This is a genomic window from Methylobacterium nonmethylotrophicum, from assembly GCF_004745635.1.
GTDB lineage: Bacteria > Pseudomonadota > Alphaproteobacteria > Rhizobiales > Beijerinckiaceae > Methylobacterium > Methylobacterium nonmethylotrophicum.
The window spans coordinates 157,245-173,305 of the sequence record NZ_SRLB01000015.1; the positions used below are offsets into that span (position 1 = coordinate 157,245).

Genomic DNA, 16,061 nt, shown 5'->3' on the forward strand with positions numbered 1-16,061 from the left:
CCCGATGCCCGTCGGAGACCGCGCTGTCTTACCCCCGCCCTCCGAACCGGTCCCACCACGCTCCTTGCGCCCCCGCCACCGGCAGGGCGCTCGCATGGTAGACGCCGAGCGCCACCGCCCGCGCCAGCACCCGCGCCGCCGCGTCGCCCAGCCGCGCGAGGTCGCCGACCGGGTCGGTGAGCGGCACCGTGCCGGTGGCGGCGGCGAAGACGAGGTCGCCGTCGAGGGGGGTGTGGGCCGGCACGATCGCCCGGGCGAGGCCGTCCTGCGCCATCACGGCGAGGCGGCGGGCTTCCGCCTTGGTCAGGCGGGCGTCGGTGGCGACGACCGCGAGCGTGGTGTTGGCGCCGGGCATCGGCTTCATCGGCCAGGCGAAGGCGTCGGGCGGGATCGTCCGCGCCGGCCCCAGGCCCCCGAACTCGTCGCCGACCTCGAAGGGCGCGGCCCAGAAATGCGGCCCGTCCCCGACCGTGACCCGCCCGAGCGCGTTCACCGCCACCAGGGCGGCGACGCGGGCAGCCGTACCCTCGACCGGGGCGCTGGCGCTGCCCAGGCCCCCCTTGAGGGTCGCGGTGCGGGCCCCGAGCCCGGCCCCGACCGAGCCCATCGCCACCGGCCCGGCGCTGGCGCTCGCCGCGGCGGCGTAGCCGAGGTCGCGGTAGGGCGACAAGGAGCCCCAGTCCTTGTCGCCGCCGTTGAGGAGGTCGAACAGGATCGCCGCCGGCACGATCGGCACCCGGGCCGGGCCGACCGCGAAGCCCCGTCCCGTCTCGGCGAGCCGGGCGACGACGCCGGAGGCGGCGTCGAGCCCGAAGACCGAGCCGCCGGAGAGGACGAGGGCGTCGATCCCCGGCACCGTGCGCTCGGGATCGAGGAGGTCGGTCTCCCGGGTGCCGGGCCCGCCGCCCCGGATGTCGACCGCGGCGACCGTGGGCGCGTCGAACAGGATCGCGGTGACGCCGGAGAGCGCGCGGGTGTCCTCGGCGTGGCCGACGCGGATGCCCGCGATGTCGGTGAGGCTGCCGCTCACCGCGGCCCGGCCCGGCGCATCAGGTCGGCGACCGCGGCTTCCTCGGCGGCCGAGAGCGCGCGGGGCGGGGCGGGCTTGCGACGCCGGGCGGCGACGAAGAGCGCGAGGCCGCCGAGGCCGACCACGAGCGCAGGCGTGAGCCACAGGAAGGCGGTGTGCCAGGCCAGCACCGGGCGCAGCAGCACGAACTCGCCGTAGCGCTGAACCACGTAATCGACCACCGCGCCGTCGCTGTCGCCCTGACGCAGGCGCTCGCGCACGATCAGCCGCAGGTCGCGGGCGAGCGGCGCGTCGGAATCGTCGATCGACTGGTTCTGGCAGACGAGGCAGCGCAGGCCGGCCGAGATCGACCGGGCCCGCGATTCGAGGCCCGGATCCTTCATCACCTCCTCGGGCTGCACCGCGCCGGCGGCGGCCGGCATCAGCAGTGCCAGGGCGAGAAGGGCGGAACGGAGCGCGCGCATCGGGGCTACTGATCGTCCTACTCTGCAGGGACCGAGTGGGGCGGCACCGGGCCGGCCGCGTCGCGGGCCGCGGGCTTGAGCGCCGGGGCGCCGACCCGGAAGCGCCGGTCGGTGAGGGAGAGGCCGCCGCCGAGCGCCATCACCACGGCGCCGAGCCAGATCAGCAGCACCAGGGGCTTGTAGTAGAGGCGGATGCCGACGCTGCCGTCGGCCCCGGTCTCGCCGACGCTGGCATAGACCTGGCTCGCCCCGACCGTCAGGAGGCCGGCCTCGCTGACCGACATGTTGCGCGAGGCGTAGAAGCGCTTGCCCGGCTGGAGCACGCCGACCGGGTCGCCGCCCTCGCGGATGGTCAGGTGGGCCACGGTCTCGGTGTAGTTCGGACCGGTGCGGGGCAGGACACCCTCCAGCACCGCGACGTAGGGGCCGGCGCGCAGCTCCCCGCCGCGGGGCAGGGTGGCGAGGGATTCGACGCTCCAGGCCTGCGCCGCGATGCCGATCACCGTGACGCCGACGCCGGCATGCGCCAGCGCGGTGCCCCAAGCCGAGCGCGGCAGGCCGGCGGCGCGGCGAAGCGACAGACTGAGGGTCTTGCCCTTGGCCCGGGTGACGATCTCGAGGGCGGCGCCCAGGATCAGGTAGGCGCCGAGCCCGATGCCGAGCGGCGCCCCGACCGGCCCGCCCCAGGTGACGGCGATCGCGATCAGGGTCACAGCCAGCGCGAGCGCGAAGCCGACGAACAGCCGCTGGCTCGCCGCCGCGAGGTCGCCGCGCTTCCAGGAGAGCGTCTGGCCGAACGGCACCACGAGGAGCAGCGGCACCGCGAGCGGCAGGAAGGTCAGGTTGAAGAAGGGCGGCCCGACCGAGATCTTTTCCCCCGTCAGCGATTCCAGCGCCAGGGGATAGAGCGTGCCGACGAGCACGGTGGCGCAGGCCGCCGACAGGAAGAGGTTGTTCATCACCAGCGCCCCCTCGCGGGAGATCGGCGCGAACAGGCCGCCCTGGCGCAAGGTGGGCGCGCGCCAGGCGTAGAGCGCCAGCGACCCGCCGATGAACAGCACCAGGATGCCGAGGATGAAGGTGCCCCGCGCCGGATCGGTGGCGAAGGTGTGGACCGAGGTGAGTACGCCGGAGCGCACCAGGAAGGTGCCGAGCAGCGACAGCGAGAAGGTCAGGATGGCCAGCAGCACCGTCCAGACCTTGAGGGCGTCGCGCTTCTCCATCACGACGGTGGAGTGGACGAGCGCCGTGCCGGCGAGCCACGGCATCAGCGAGGCGTTCTCGACCGGATCCCAGAACCACCAGCCGCCCCAGCCGAGCTCGTAATAGGCCCAGTACGAGCCCATGGCGATGCCGACGGTGAGGAAGCACCAGGCCGCCAGGGTCCAGGGCCGCACGGCGCGAGCCCAGGCGGCGTCGATCCTCCCCTCGATCAGGGCCGCGATGGCGAACGCGAAGGTGATCGAGAAGCCGACATAGCCGAGATAGAGCAGCGGCGGATGGATCGCGAGGCCCGGATCCTGGAGCAGCGGGTTGAGGTCGCGCCCCTCCATCGGGGCCGGGTTCAGCCGGGCGAACGGGTTCGAGGTCGTCAGGATGAAGAGCAGGAACACCGCCGTGATCGCGGCCTGCACGCCGAGCGTGTTGGCCCGCAGGGTCGGCGGCACGGCATTGCGGGCGAGCGCCACCACGGCGCCGAACAGCGCCAGGATCAGCACCCAGAGCATCATCGAGCCCTCGTGGTTCCCCCAGACGCCGGAGATCTTGTAGATCAGCGGCTTCATCGAGTGCGAGTTCTCGACGACGTTCTGGACCGAGAAGTCCGAGGTGACGTGGGCGTAGGTGAGCGCCGCGAAGGCGAAGGCGATGCACGCGAAGGTGGCGAGCGCGGCCGGCACCGCGACGCCGCGCAGGACCGGGTCGCCGGCGCGGCTCGCCCAGACCGGCATCACCATCTGCGTCAGCGACAGGGCGAGCGCCAGGGCGAGGGCGTAGTGACCAACCTCGATCAGCACCAGGGCGACCTTTCGGTAAGCGTTTAAGTCCATCGGGACGGGAGATCGGTCGACGGCCCTCCCGGCCCGGCCTCCTGCCGCGGCGGATCGCGGCGGCATCGTAATCCGCTTCGTCCTGTGCGCCGCCAAGACCTTCCGCCGCAAGACCTTCCGCCGCACGGGGCGGGACTATTTCACCGCCGTGCGCGAGACCGGTCCGGGCTGCCCTTGTCCGGGCTGCCCTTGCGCCGCCGCGCCGCCCTCCTGCCAGCGCCCCTGCGCCTTGAGGGCGTCCGCGACCTCCCGCGGCATGTAGGTCTCGTCGTGCTTGGCCAGCACCGTGTCGGCGCGGAAGGTCCCGTCCGGCTCCAGCACGCCCTCGGTCACCACGCCCTGGCCCTCGCGGAAGAGGTCGGGCAGCAGGCCGCGGTAGCGCACCGCCACCGTCGAGCCGGTATCGGTGACGCTGAACGCGACCTTGCCGTCGGCCTCGCGCTTGAGCGAGCCGGCCTCGACCAGGCCGCCGAGGCGGAAGCGCGTGCCCGGCGCGACCTTCTGGCTCGCGACCTCGGTGGGCGAGCGGAAGAACACGATGGTGTCGCGCATCGCCGAGAGGACGAGCCCGAGAGCGGCGGCCAGCACGACGCCGCAGACGAGGATGAGGACGGAACGGCGGCGCCGGCGCGTCATGGCGGGGATCTTACGGCCAGCGATGGGGGAGGGGGGTGGCGAGGGGCATGAGAGGCGTCTCCCGGGGGTGGCCGGCGCGGGACCGGCTCTGTTGGTTGTCTATCTATAGCAGAGCTTTGGCGGCGCGGCAGGGTGAGGCGCACCCGAACCCTCCCCCGCAGAGGGGGGAGGGTTCATGCGCTCGTCCGCCGCGATCCTCAAGGCGCCGCCTTCGCACCCGCCGCCTCGCCCAGTCCCGTCTCCCGCGCCACCTCCTCCACCGGCGCGAGCCGGCCCGCATCCCCGCCGAGGGCGGTGCGCGCCTGCGCCAGAGCCGCTTCCGCCTTCGGCCGCTCGCCCAGCACCATGAAGGAGCGCACCAGCCGGGCCCATTCCTCCGGCGTGCCGCCCTTCTCGGCGAGGCGCTGGGCCAGACCCTCGACCATGCCGCGGATCATCCCGCGCTGCTCCTCGCCGATGGCGGGACCGGTGGCCGGCGCGGCCGCGGGCGCGGTGCCGTCGAGGCGCGCGAGGCTGTCCCGCACCATCGGCAGCCAGGGCGCCTCGGGCGGGGCCGCGGCGGCCATCGCCGCGTAGCGGGTGCGGGCCTCACCGCGGTTGCCGTCCTGCTCGGCGGCGCGGGCGAGGTAGAACTGGGGCTTGACCGCCTTGGAATCCTGCTTGAGCGCCCGCTCGAAGGCGTCGCGGGCCTTGGAGGACACGACGCCGTCGCCCGCCGCCACCAGGGCCTCGCCGTAATCGGCGAGCCGCCCGGGATCGTCGCCGAGGATCCGCAGGGAATTCTCGTAGGCCTTGATCGCGTCCTCGACGCGGCCGAGGCGCAGGTAGACCGGGGCCAGCACCGTCCAGCCGCGGCCGTCCTCCGGCGCCTTGGCGAGATGGGCCTCGATCTGCGTCACCGCCGCCGCGAGGTCGTTGCCGGCCGCCCGCGCATGGGCCAGGCGCTCGGCCTGCGGCTGGGCCGGCAGGTCCGGCGAGCCGTATAGGCCGTAGATGAGGAGCGCGACGAGCGGCACCGTCGAGAGGGCGAAGGCGGAGGCCGCGCGGCGGCGGCGCAGGGCCGGCTCGCCGAAAGCCCCGGCCGGCCGGCCGGGCTCGCGGCTCGCCCGCAGGAGGCGGCGCGCGGCTTCCGCCCGCGCGGCCTCGGCCTCAGGCTCGGCCAGGAGCCCGCGGGCGGCGTCGCGGTCGATCTCGCGCAGCTGGTCGCGGTAGAAGCCGGTCTCGGTGGCGATCCGCGCCTCGCCCTCCGGCACGGCCGCCGCCAGCGCCGGGCGGCGCGACATCGGCCACAGCAGGGCGAGCACCGCCAGGCCGGTCATGAGCGCGAAGATGAACCAGATCGCCGTCATGCCACTTCTGTATCGCCCGGGCCGGAGCGACACGATTCGCCGACGTGGCGACACGGTGTCACGCGCCGGCCATCCCGGACCCTGCCCGCCCCTTCAGCGCGGTGCGACCGGCCAGAACAGGCTGATGAGCAGCGTGCCGATCACGATCACCGTGAGGGAAAGCGGCAGGCCGAGGCGGGCATAGTCGCCGAAGCGGTAGCCGCCCGGGCCCATCACCAGGGTGTTGCACTGGTGGCCGATCGGGGTGAGGAAGTCGCAGGCCGCCCCCACCGACACCGCCATCAGGAACGGGTCCGGGTCGAGCCCGAGCTTCTGGGCCAGGCTGGCGCCGATCGGCCCCATCACCAGCACCGTCGCGGCGTTGTTGAGGAACGGCGTCACCGCCATGGCGGCGACGAGCAGCAGCCCGATCGCCAGCATGGGCGGCACGGTCTGCATCGCGTGCGAGAGCGCGCCGGCGATCAGGTCGGTGCCGCCGGTGGCGCGCACCGCGTCGCTCACCGGGATGAGCGCCCCCAGCAGCACGATCACCGGCCACTCGATGGTCTCGTAGGCCTCGTGCATGGTCATCACCCGCAGGACCAGCAGCAGCACCGCGGCGCCGAAGAACGCCATCGCGACCGGCACGAGGTGGAGCGCGACCAGCGCCATCGCGCCGGCCAGGACCGCGATCGGAATGTAGCTGCGGCGGCTGTGGCCGAGCGCCAGCTTGCGCTCGGCGAGCGGCAAGAGGCCGAACTCGGCGAGCACGTCGGCGAGCCGGTCGGGCTCGGCGCGCAGGACCACGACGTCCCCGGCGCGCAGGCGCACGCTGCCGATGCGCCGGGTGATCGCCGCGCCGCTGCGGCTCACCGCCAGCAGGGCCGTGCCGTGGCGGCCGGCGAGATCGACTCCCGCAGCCGTGGTGCCGGCCAGCGCCGAGCCGTCCGGGATCACCGCCTCGATCACCGCGACGTCGCCTTCGATCTTCTGGCTGCCGACGAGGACGAGCTTGGCCCGCGCCACCAGGCGCTCCAGATCCTCCGGCTCGCCGTCGAGCAGCAGGACGTCGTCGGCGGCAAGCTGCCAGTCGGGGCCCGGCACGTAGCGGCGGAAGCGCTCGCGGATGATGGTGGCCACCGTCACGTCGCCGTCGCCGAGCGCTTCCAGCTCGCCCACCGTGGCGCCGACGAGGGGCGATTCCGCCGGAAGGCAGGCCTCGGTCGTGTAGGCCTCGATCCGGAACGCGGCGGCGAGCGAGCCGGCCGGGCGCCGGTCCCGCGGCAGCAGCCGGTAGCTGAGGCTCAGGAAAGCGAGGCCCGCGACCGCGAGGCCGAGGCCGACCGGCGTGAAGTCGAACATTCCGAACGGCTGGCCGGTGACGTCGGCCCGCACCTTGGCGACGATGATGTTGGTCGAGGTGCCGACCAGCGTGACGAGGCCGCCGATCAGCGAGGCGAAGGACATCGGCATCAGGAGGAGCGAGGCCGGCGTGCCGGTCTTGCGCCCGAGCTGCAGCGCCACCGGCATGAAGATGGCGAGCGCCCCGATGTTCTTGGTGAAGACCGACAGGCCCATCACCGCGCCGGCCAGCGCCGGCACCTGCTGGCGGGGCTTTCGCAGATAGGGCAGGAGCGGGCGCATCGCGCTCTCGACGACCCCGGAGCGGGACACCGCGGACGAGATCACCAGGGCGCTCGCCACGATGATCACCACGTCGTCGGCGAAGCCGTCGAAGGCCTTCGAGGCCGGCACCAGCCCGAGGGCGACGCCGGCGACCAGCGCGAGCAGCGCCACGAGGTCGTAGGGCAGCCGGCCCCAGACGAAGAGCAGGACGGTGACCCCGATGAGGCCGAAGGCGAGGCCCTGGTCGAGGGTCATGCGCGGGGGCTCCGGCGAGGACTCCGGCGAGGACTCCGGATGGACGGTCGGGGGCGTGTCATGCCGGGGCGATGATCCTGGTGCGGGGTATCGGGCCTCCCTAGATTGGGTGGCGCGGCGCCCCGCCCAGGGCCGGGTGGGACGAGAGTTGCGCGAAGGGCCGCCTTTCCGCGCCGGGGCGCGCCGTCTAGGCTCCGAGCTGCCCCTGGGGAGCCTCATCATGGAAGACCGCGTCCACAGGCCCGGCCGGCTCACGATCGCCGCGTTCGACTTCGACGGGCCGGTCCTGCGCCCCATCGCCGGGGGCTGATCCGATGGAGCCCGGCGGGCGCCCGTACGTTGGTGTCGGACCGATCGCCCGAGAAACCCCGACCGTGAGCAGCCCCGCGTGAGCTTCGCCTTCCTCGCCCGCGCCTTCGGGCGCGGCGACCCGGCCGAGGAGGCCGAGGAACCAGCGGCCGCCCAGGCGCGGGCCTCGCGGCGCGACCGGCGGGCAGGGCGCGCCGACGCGGTGGTGACCGAGGCCCTGGCCCAGAAGGTGCTGCACGCCTTCCTGCAGAACCGTCACCAGACCCTGGTGCCGCTGACCCTGAACCTGCGGGTGCTGGAGACGGCCCAGCGCGACCTCGTGATCCAGGCGATGGCGGCGGCCTTCCTGGCGCAGGGGCGCCGGCAGGACCCGGCACCGGTCCGTGATGCGCTCGCCCGGATCAGTGCCGCGGAGGCCGAGCGCCAGCGCCTCGACAAGGCGCTCGCGGCGCCGCTGGCGCTCGGCGACCTCCTCGATGCGATCCAGGAGGCCGACCTCGGCGCCCACGCCTACATCGCCTCGCTCCTCGCCGTCGACCAGCGCCGCCGGGTCAACCAGCTGTATCTGGCCTACCTCGCCGAGCGCCTGGGACTGGCCGAGGACGTGGTGGCGAGCCTGCACCGCCGCTACCGGGTCTGACCCGCGGTGCGGCGGGGCTTCTCGCGCCGCCGACCCGCCGCTACCCTGGCGCGACCGCCGCACGATCTCCCGGTCAGCCGAAGTCTTCATGCCCCGCAGCCGCCCCGGCGCCCAGCCCCGCGACGAGACGCACCCGGCGGACGGGCCGCTTCCGGCCGGGCCGGGGCCGCGCGCCCGGGCGGCGCCGCCTTCCGCGGATGCGCGGCTTCTCGCGATCGCGGCCGACCACCTGCGCCGCCTCGGCCACCGGCAGGTCACCGTGGTCGGGGTCGCGGCGGAAGCCGGCATGACCCACGCCAACGTCTACCGCTACTTCCCGTCGAAGACCGCCCTCGTCGACGCGGTGGCGGGCCGCTGGCTGCGGGAGGTCGAGGCCGAGCTCGGCGCCATCGCGGACGCCCCGGACCCCGCCGACGACAAGCTCGAGCGCCTGCTGCTCGCGCTCGCCTCGATGCAGCGCGAGGTGCTGGCGCGCGACCCTCACCTGTTCGCGGTCCACCGCGACGCCACCGTCGAGTCGAGGCCGATCGCGCGGCGCCACCGCGGCCGCCTGCGCCAGCTCGTCGAGCGGGTGATCGAGGAGGGCATGAATGCCGGCACCTTCTCGCTGCGCGACCGCGAGCGGGGACTGGCCTTCATCTTCGACACCAGCCATCGCTTCCTGCACCCGGTCTCGATCCAGCTCGACGCCGAGGTGCCGCGCGACCTGATCGAGGCCCGCCTCGGGGCAATCATCCGGGCGATGCTCAGGATCCTGCGTATCGGGACCCTCTAGGGGCGCTGACAAAGCGACGGAAATGTAACGCTCCGGTGCGTGCCCGGACAAGTACCTGATAAGACATCTGAAATCCGATCACCCGACCTCCCGCGAGCGCGGCCGTAACGGCAGCTCGGCGCCTCGCGCGAGGCCTTCGGGTTGTCGGCTCCGGCTTTTTTCGCCAAAGAGGCACCCGCCGGCGCGGGCTCCTCGCGAGCGGACCCCGGCCCCCGACGGTTCCACCACACCGCGAAGGATCGGTTCTCACATGGCACGCAAGAAGATCGCGCTCATCGGCGCTGGACAGATCGGCGGCACGCTCGCGCACCTCGCCGGCCTCAAGGAGCTGGGCGACGTCGTGCTGTTCGACATCGCCGACGGCGTGCCGCAGGGCAAGGGCCTCGACATCGCCGAGTCCGCTCCGGTCGACGGCTTCGACGCCAAGTACAGCGGTGCCAGCGACTACAGCGCGATCGCCGGGGCCGACGTGGTGATCGTGACCGCCGGCGTGCCGCGCAAGCCCGGCATGAGCCGCGACGACCTGATCGGCATCAACCTGAAGGTGATGGAGGCGGTCGGCCAGGGCATCAAGACCCACGCCCCGAACGCCTTCGTGATCTGCATCACCAACCCGCTCGACGCGATGGTGTGGGCGCTGCAGAAGTTCTCCGGCCTCGACCCGAAGAAGATCGTCGGCATGGCCGGCGTCCTCGACTCGGCCCGCTTCCGCCACTTCCTGGCGGAGGAGTTCCAGGTCTCGGTCGAGGACGTCACCGCCTTCGTGCTCGGCGGCCACGGCGACGACATGGTGCCGCTGGTGCGCTACTCGACGGTGGCCGGTGTGCCGCTGCCCGACCTCGTCAAGATGGGCTGGACCAGCCAGGAGAAGCTCGACGCCATGGTCGAGCGGACCCGTAAAGGCGGCGGCGAGATCGTCAACCTGCTCAAGACCGGCTCGGCCTTCTACGCGCCGGCGGCCTCGGCCATCGCGATGGCGGAGAGCTACCTCAAGGACAAGAAGCGGGTCCTGCCCTGCGCGGCCTACCTTACCGGCCAGTACGGCGTCGACGGCCTGTTCATCGGCGTGCCGATCGTGATCGGCGAGAACGGCGTCGAGCGCATCGTCGAGGTCGCGTTCTCCGGCGAGGAGAAGGCGATGTTCGAGAAGTCGGTCAATTCCGTGAAGGGCCTGGTCGAGGCCTGCAAGGGCATCAACGGCGCGCTGGCGTAAGGCCTGATCGGCGGCGCGGGGTGTCCGCGCCGCCGTCGCCCGCCCCGGCCGCCCGATCAAAGAAAGCTTTCCGCCCATGAACATCCACGAGTATCAAGCCAAGGCCGTCCTCAAGGAGTTCGGCCTGCCGGTCTCGAACGGCCGCGCCATCTTCAAGGCCAGCGAGGCCGAGGCCGCCGCCAAGGAACTCGGCGGCCCGCTCTGGGTCGTGAAGTCCCAGATCCACGCCGGCGGCCGCGGCAAGGGCAAGTTCAAGGAAGCCGAGGCCGGCGAGAAGGGCGGCGTGCGCCTCGCCAAGTCGGTCGACGAGGTCAAGGCCTTCTCCGAGCAGATGCTCGGCCGCACCCTCGTGACGGTGCAGACCGGCGAGGCCGGCAAGCAGGTCAACCGCCTCTACATCGAGGACGGCTCGGACATCGAGACCGAGTTCTACCTCTCGATGCTCGTCGACCGCGAGACCGGCAAGGTCGCCTTCGTGGTCTCGACCGAGGGCGGCATGGACATCGAGCAGGTCGCCCACGACACGCCCGAGAAGATCATCACCTTCTCGGTCGATCCGGCCACCGGCGTGATGTCCCACCACGGCCGCGCGGTCGCCAAGGCGCTCGGCCTGACCGGCGCGCTCGCCAAGGAGGCGGAGGATCTGACCGCCAAGCTCTACCGGGCGTTCACCGCCAAGGACATGAGCATGCTGGAGATCAACCCGCTCATCGTCACCAAGGACGGGCACCTGAAGTGCCTGGACGCCAAGATCTCGTTCGATTCGAACAGCCTCTACCGCCACCCGGAGATCGTGCAGCTGCGCGACGTCACCGAGGAGGACGAGAAGGAGATCGAGGCCTCGAAGTACGACCTCGCCTATATCGCGCTCGACGGGACCATCGGCTGCATGGTGAACGGGGCGGGCCTGGCCATGGCGACCCTCGACATCATCAAGCTCTACGGCGAGGAGCCGGCGAACTTCCTCGATGTCGGCGGCGGCGCCTCGGAGGAGAAGGTCACCGCGGCCTTCAAGATCATCACCGCCGACCCGAACGTGAAGGGCATCCTGGTCAACATCTTCGGCGGCATCATGAAATGCGACGTGATCGCCAACGGGGTGATCGCGGCCGTCAAGGCGGTGGGCCTCCAGGTCCCGCTGGTGGTGCGCCTCGAGGGCACCAACGTCGAGAAGGGCAAGGAGATCATCCGCTCGTCGGGCCTCAACGTGATCCCGGCCGACGACCTCGACGACGCGGCGCAGAAGATCGTCGCGGCGGTGCGCAAGGGCTGACGGCGCATGAGTGCCGAGGTGGGGTTGTTCGTCCTCCTGGTCGTCTTCCCCGCTCTCCTAATGGCATCCATGGTCGCCATCGTCCTGGGTGTCGTCTGGGGGATCCGGTGGTTGGCCGGCCTCCGGGTCGGGATCGTGGCTGGAAGGATCACGCTCGTGGTCCTGGCTTTGCTCCCGATCTGGATGTTCGCCGAGTGTTCAGCCGTGATAGACGCTCCACCCGTGTACTTAGGGGACGAGGCCATCGATAACGACAGCACTGCGCGATCGACGATTATTCTGAGCCTCGTGCTCTTTCCATCTTCGATCGTTAGCTTCTTTGCTGTCTGGAGATTGGTCCGGTCCTTCTCCGACAAAATCAGCCAGATGCACGCCGCCTAATCCGGAGTTCAGACTTCAATGTCCATCCTCATCGACAAGAACACCAAGGTCATCTGCCAGGGCTTCACCGGCAAGAACGGGACCTTCCACTCCGAGCAGGCGATCGCCTACGGCACCAAGATGGTCGGCGGCACCTCGCCGGGGAAGGGCGGCGCGACCCATCTCGGCCTGCCGGTGTTCGACACCGTGAAGGAGGCGCGGGCCGCCACCGGCGCCGACGCCTCGGTGGTCTACGTGCCGCCGCCGGGCGCCGCCGACGCGATCTGCGAGGCGATCGACGCCGAGATCCCGCTGATCGTCTGCATCACGGAAGGAATTCCCGTCCTCGACATGGTGCGGGTGAAGCGCTCGCTCGAGGGCTCGAAGTCGCGGCTCATCGGCCCGAACTGCCCCGGCATCGTCACCGCCGGCGAGTCGAAGATCGGCATCATGCCGGCCAACATCTTCCGCCCGGGCTCGGTCGGCATCGTGTCGCGCTCCGGCACCCTGACCTACGAGGCGGTGTTCCAGACCTCGAACGAGGGCCTCGGCCAGACCACCGCGGTCGGCATCGGGGGCGACCCGGTCAAGGGCACCGAGTTCATCGACATGCTCGAGATGTTCCTGGCCGACGACAAGACCGAGTCGATCGTGATGATCGGCGAGATCGGCGGCTCGGCCGAGGAAGAGGCGGCGCAGTTCATTCGTGACGAGGCCAAGCGCGGCCGCAAGAAGCCGATGGTCGGCTTCATCGCCGGCCGCACGGCGCCCCCCGGCCGCCGCATGGGGCACGCCGGCGCGATCATCTCGGGCGGCAAGGGCGGCGCCGAGGACAAGATCGCCGCCATGGAGGAGGCCGGCATCCGCGTCTCGCCGTCGCCGGCGCGCCTCGGCAAGACCCTGGTCGAGGTCCTGAAGGGCTGAAGCCCGTCGGACCTTCGCCTCGCGCATGGCAGGCGTGGCGTGCGGGATCGAGGTCCCGCACCCACATCGCCAGCAAACGTCACCTCTCCTGAGTTCGTAACGCACCCTCCGCGTCCGGTCCCCGGGCGCTCCACCGTCGATCGCCCGCCACGCTCCCGCCCCAACCGGGCCCGAGAAGCCGGCGCTCCGATCGACCAGCGCGGATAGCAGATCGCCATGGCACGCCAGGACGCGAACGACGCCCTCCTCGGAACCTCGTTCCTCTACGGAGGCAACGCCGACTACATCGAGGAGCTGTACGCGACCTACACCCGGGATCCCAACGCGGTGGATCCCGAGTGGCGCAGCTTCTTCTCCAGCCTGAAGGAGGAGAGCGCGATCGTCGTCAAGAACGCCGAGGGCGCGTCCTGGGCCAAGCCCAACTGGCCGGTCGCCGCCAACGGCGAGATCGTCTCGGCGCTCGACGGCAACTGGGCGACCCTCGAGAAGGCGGTCGGCGAGAAGATCAAGGCCAAGCAGGAGGCCAAGGGCTCGGGCGTAGCCCCGGCCGACGTGCAGCAGGCCACCAAGGATTCGGTCCGCGCGATCATGCTGATCCGCGCCTACCGCATGCGCGGCCACCTGCATGCCAAGCTCGATCCGCTCGGCCTGCAGCCGCGCGGCGACCACGAGGAGCTGCACCCGCAGCATTACGGCTTCGCCGAGTCCGACTGGGACCGCCCGATCTTCCTCGACAACGTGCTGGGCCTCGAGTTCGGCACCATCCGGGAGATCGTCGCGATCCTGCAGCGGACCTACTGCCAGACGCTGGGCGTCGAGTTCATGCACATCTCCGATCCGGACGAGAAGGCCTGGATCCAGGAGCGCATCGAGGGCAAGGACAAGGAGATCTCGTTCACCGAGCAGGGGCGGCGGGCGATCCTCAACAAGCTGATCGAGGCCGACGGCTTCGAGAAGTTCCTCGACCTCAAGTATACCGGCACCAAGCGCTTCGGCCTCGACGGCTCGGAGGCGATGGTTCCGGCGCTGGAGCAGATCATCAAGCGCGGCGGTGCGCTCGGCGTCACCGACATCGTGCTGGGCATGGCCCATCGCGGCCGCCTCAACGTGCTCGCCAACGTGATGAGCAAGCCCTTCCGGGCGATCTTCCACGAGTTCAAGGGCGGCTCGTCCTCGCCGGCGGAGGTCGAGGGCTCGGGCGACGTGAAGTATCACCTCGGCGCCTCGAGCGACCGGGTCTTCGACGGCAACACCGTCCACCTGTCGCTGACCGCCAACCCCTCGCATCTCGAGATCGTCGATCCGGTGGTGCTCGGCAAGGTGCGCGCCAAGCAGGACCAGACCGGCGACGAGCAGCGCACCACCGTGCTGCCGCTCCTCATCCACGGCGACGCCGCCTTCGCGGGCCAGGGCGTGGTGGCGGAGTGCTTCGGCCTGTCGGGCCTGAAGGGCCACCGCACCGGCGGCTCGATCCACTTCATCATCAACAACCAGATCGGCTTCACCACCGATCCGCGCTTCTCGCGCTCCTCGCCCTACCCGTCCGACGTGGCGAAGATGGTCGAGGCGCCGATCTTCCACTGCAACGGCGACGACCCCGAGGCCGTCACCTTCGCGGCCAAGATCGCCACCGAGTACCGGCAGAAGTTCCACAAGCCGGTGGTGATCGACATGCTCTGCTACCGCCGCTTCGGCCACAACGAGGGCGACGAGCCGGCCTTCACCCAGCCGCGGATGTACCAGATCATCCGCAAGCACCCCTCGACCCTCGAGACCTACGGCCAGAGGCTGATCGAGAGCGGCGTGGTGAGCCAGAAGGAGCTCGACGACCGCAAGGCCGAGTTCCGCGCCACCCTCGACAGCGAGTTCGACATCGCCACCGCCTATAAGGCCAACAAGGCCGACTGGCTCGACGGCCGCTGGTCGGGCTTGAAGGCGGTGCGCGAGGACGAGGACGACCCGCGCCGCGGCCGCACCGGCGTGCAGGCCGAGACCCTGCGGGAGATCGGGAAAGCCATCACCACGGTGCCGCCGGACTTCCACCTGCACCGCACCATCCGGCGCTTCCTCGACAACCGCGCCAAGGCGATCGAGACCGGCGAGGGCCTCGACTGGGCGACCGCCGAGGCGCTGGCCTTCGGCTCGCTCCTCACGGAAGGCCACCGGGTCCGCCTGTCGGGCCAGGACGTCGAGCGCGGCACCTTCTCGCAGCGCCACTCGGTGGTGATCGACCAGGAGAACGAGGAGCGCTACACGCCCCTCAACCACATCAAGGACGGCCAGAGCCGTTACGAGGTCATCAACTCGATGCTCTCGGAGGAGGCGGTGCTCGGCTTCGAGTACGGCTACTCGCTCGCCGAGCCGAACTCCCTGGTGCTGTGGGAGGCGCAGTTCGGCGACTTCGCCAACGGCGCGCAGGTCGTGGTCGACCAGTTCATCAGTAGCGGCGAGCGCAAGTGGCTGCGCATGTCTGGCCTGGTGATGCTCCTGCCGCACGGCTACGAGGGCCAGGGTCCGGAGCACTCCTCGGCGCGACTGGAGCGCTACCTGCAGATGTGCGCCGAGGACAACATGCAGGTCGCCAACTGCACGACGCCCTCGAACTACTTCCACATCCTGCGCCGGCAGCTGAAGCGGGACTTCCGCAAGCCGCTGGTGCTGATGACCCCGAAGTCGCTCCTGCGCCACAAGCGGGCGGTCTCGTCCCTCGCCGACATCGCCGAGGGCTCGACCTTCCACCGGGTGCTGTGGGACGACGCCGAGAAGGCCCAGGACAGCATCAAGCTGGCCAAGGACGACAAGGTCCGGCGCGTCGTGCTCTGCTCGGGCAAGGTCTATTACGACCTCTACGAGGAGCGCGAGAAGCGCGGCATCTCCGACGTGTACCTGATGCGCGTCGAGCAGCTCTACCCGTTCCCGCTGAAGTCGCTCGCCACGGAGATCTCGCGCTTCCGCAACGCCGAGGTGGTGTGGTGCCAGGAGGAGCCCAAGAACATGGGCTCGTGGGCCTTCGTCGAGCCTTACCTCGAATGGGTCCTCAACCAGGCCGGCTCCGCCTCCAAGCGCCCGCGCTACATCGGCCGCCCGGCCTCGGCCTCGACCGCCGTCGGCCTGATGTCGAAGCACCTCGACCAGCTCCAGGCCTTCCTCAACGAGGCCCTGGCGGTCTGACGCCCGCCG

The 16,061-nt window shown here is 71.2% G+C and carries 13 protein-coding genes; 7 read left to right on the forward strand and 6 right to left on the reverse strand.

Annotation, left to right across the window (positions count from 1 at the left end):
- Positions 1–28: 28 nt before the first annotated feature.
- From EU555_RS20930 to EU555_RS20955, 6 genes are all read right to left on the reverse strand, one after another.
- Positions 29–1,030, reverse strand: coding sequence for a P1 family peptidase (locus EU555_RS20930; RefSeq protein WP_135417165.1), 1,002 nt, complete (start codon positions 1,028–1,030; stop codon positions 29–31).
- Complete coding sequence (locus EU555_RS20935; protein WP_135417166.1) at positions 1,027–1,494, reverse strand: cytochrome c-type biogenesis protein; 468 nt, start codon at positions 1,492–1,494, stop codon at positions 1,027–1,029. The genes EU555_RS20930 and EU555_RS20935 overlap by 4 nt, the downstream gene beginning before the upstream one ends.
- A gap of 17 nt (positions 1,495–1,511) precedes the next feature.
- Positions 1,512–3,509, reverse strand: coding sequence for a heme lyase CcmF/NrfE family subunit (locus tag EU555_RS20940; RefSeq protein WP_135417208.1), 1,998 nt, complete (start codon positions 3,507–3,509; stop codon positions 1,512–1,514).
- A 168-nt stretch (positions 3,510–3,677) separates the two neighbouring features.
- Positions 3,678–4,178, reverse strand: coding sequence for a cytochrome c maturation protein CcmE (gene ccmE / locus EU555_RS20945; RefSeq protein ID WP_135417167.1), 501 nt, complete (start codon positions 4,176–4,178; stop codon positions 3,678–3,680).
- Positions 4,179–4,375: 197 nt separating this feature from the next.
- Positions 4,376–5,527, reverse strand: coding sequence for a c-type cytochrome biogenesis protein CcmI (gene ccmI / locus EU555_RS37500; protein WP_135417168.1), 1,152 nt, complete (start codon positions 5,525–5,527; stop codon positions 4,376–4,378).
- A 93-nt stretch (positions 5,528–5,620) separates the two neighbouring features.
- Positions 5,621–7,387, reverse strand: coding sequence for an SLC13 family permease (locus EU555_RS20955; RefSeq protein WP_135417169.1), 1,767 nt, complete (start codon positions 7,385–7,387; stop codon positions 5,621–5,623).
- A 388-nt stretch (positions 7,388–7,775) separates the two neighbouring features.
- On the opposite strand from EU555_RS20955, the gene EU555_RS20960 reads away from it, so the two are divergent.
- From EU555_RS20960 to EU555_RS20990, 7 genes are all read left to right on the forward strand, one after another.
- A complete protein-coding gene (locus EU555_RS20960) occupies positions 7,776–8,336 on the forward strand; it encodes a DUF533 domain-containing protein (protein WP_135417170.1) in 561 nt (186 codons plus the stop codon).
- A gap of 88 nt (positions 8,337–8,424) precedes the next feature.
- Complete coding sequence (locus tag EU555_RS20965) at positions 8,425–9,111, forward strand: TetR/AcrR family transcriptional regulator (RefSeq protein ID WP_135417171.1); 687 nt, start codon at positions 8,425–8,427, stop codon at positions 9,109–9,111.
- A 250-nt stretch (positions 9,112–9,361) separates the two neighbouring features.
- On the forward strand, positions 9,362–10,324 hold the full coding sequence (gene mdh / locus EU555_RS20970) for a malate dehydrogenase (RefSeq protein ID WP_135417172.1): 963 nt from the start codon (positions 9,362–9,364) through the stop codon (positions 10,322–10,324).
- Positions 10,325–10,400: 76 nt separating this feature from the next.
- Positions 10,401–11,597: an ADP-forming succinate--CoA ligase subunit beta gene (sucC, locus tag EU555_RS20975; protein ID WP_135417173.1), complete on the forward strand. Its 1,197-nt coding sequence runs from the start codon at positions 10,401–10,403 to the stop codon at positions 11,595–11,597.
- Between the two features lie 6 nt (positions 11,598–11,603).
- Positions 11,604–11,978 carry a hypothetical protein gene (locus EU555_RS20980; RefSeq protein ID WP_135417174.1) on the forward strand — a complete coding sequence of 125 codons (375 nt, stop codon included), beginning with the start codon at positions 11,604–11,606 and terminating at the stop codon, positions 11,976–11,978.
- An 18-nt stretch (positions 11,979–11,996) separates the two neighbouring features.
- Positions 11,997–12,881: a succinate--CoA ligase subunit alpha gene (gene sucD / locus EU555_RS20985; protein ID WP_135417175.1), complete on the forward strand. Its 885-nt coding sequence runs from the start codon at positions 11,997–11,999 to the stop codon at positions 12,879–12,881.
- A gap of 216 nt (positions 12,882–13,097) precedes the next feature.
- Complete coding sequence (locus EU555_RS20990) at positions 13,098–16,052, forward strand: 2-oxoglutarate dehydrogenase E1 component (RefSeq protein ID WP_135417176.1); 2,955 nt, start codon at positions 13,098–13,100, stop codon at positions 16,050–16,052.
- Positions 16,053–16,061: the final 9 nt, after the last annotated feature.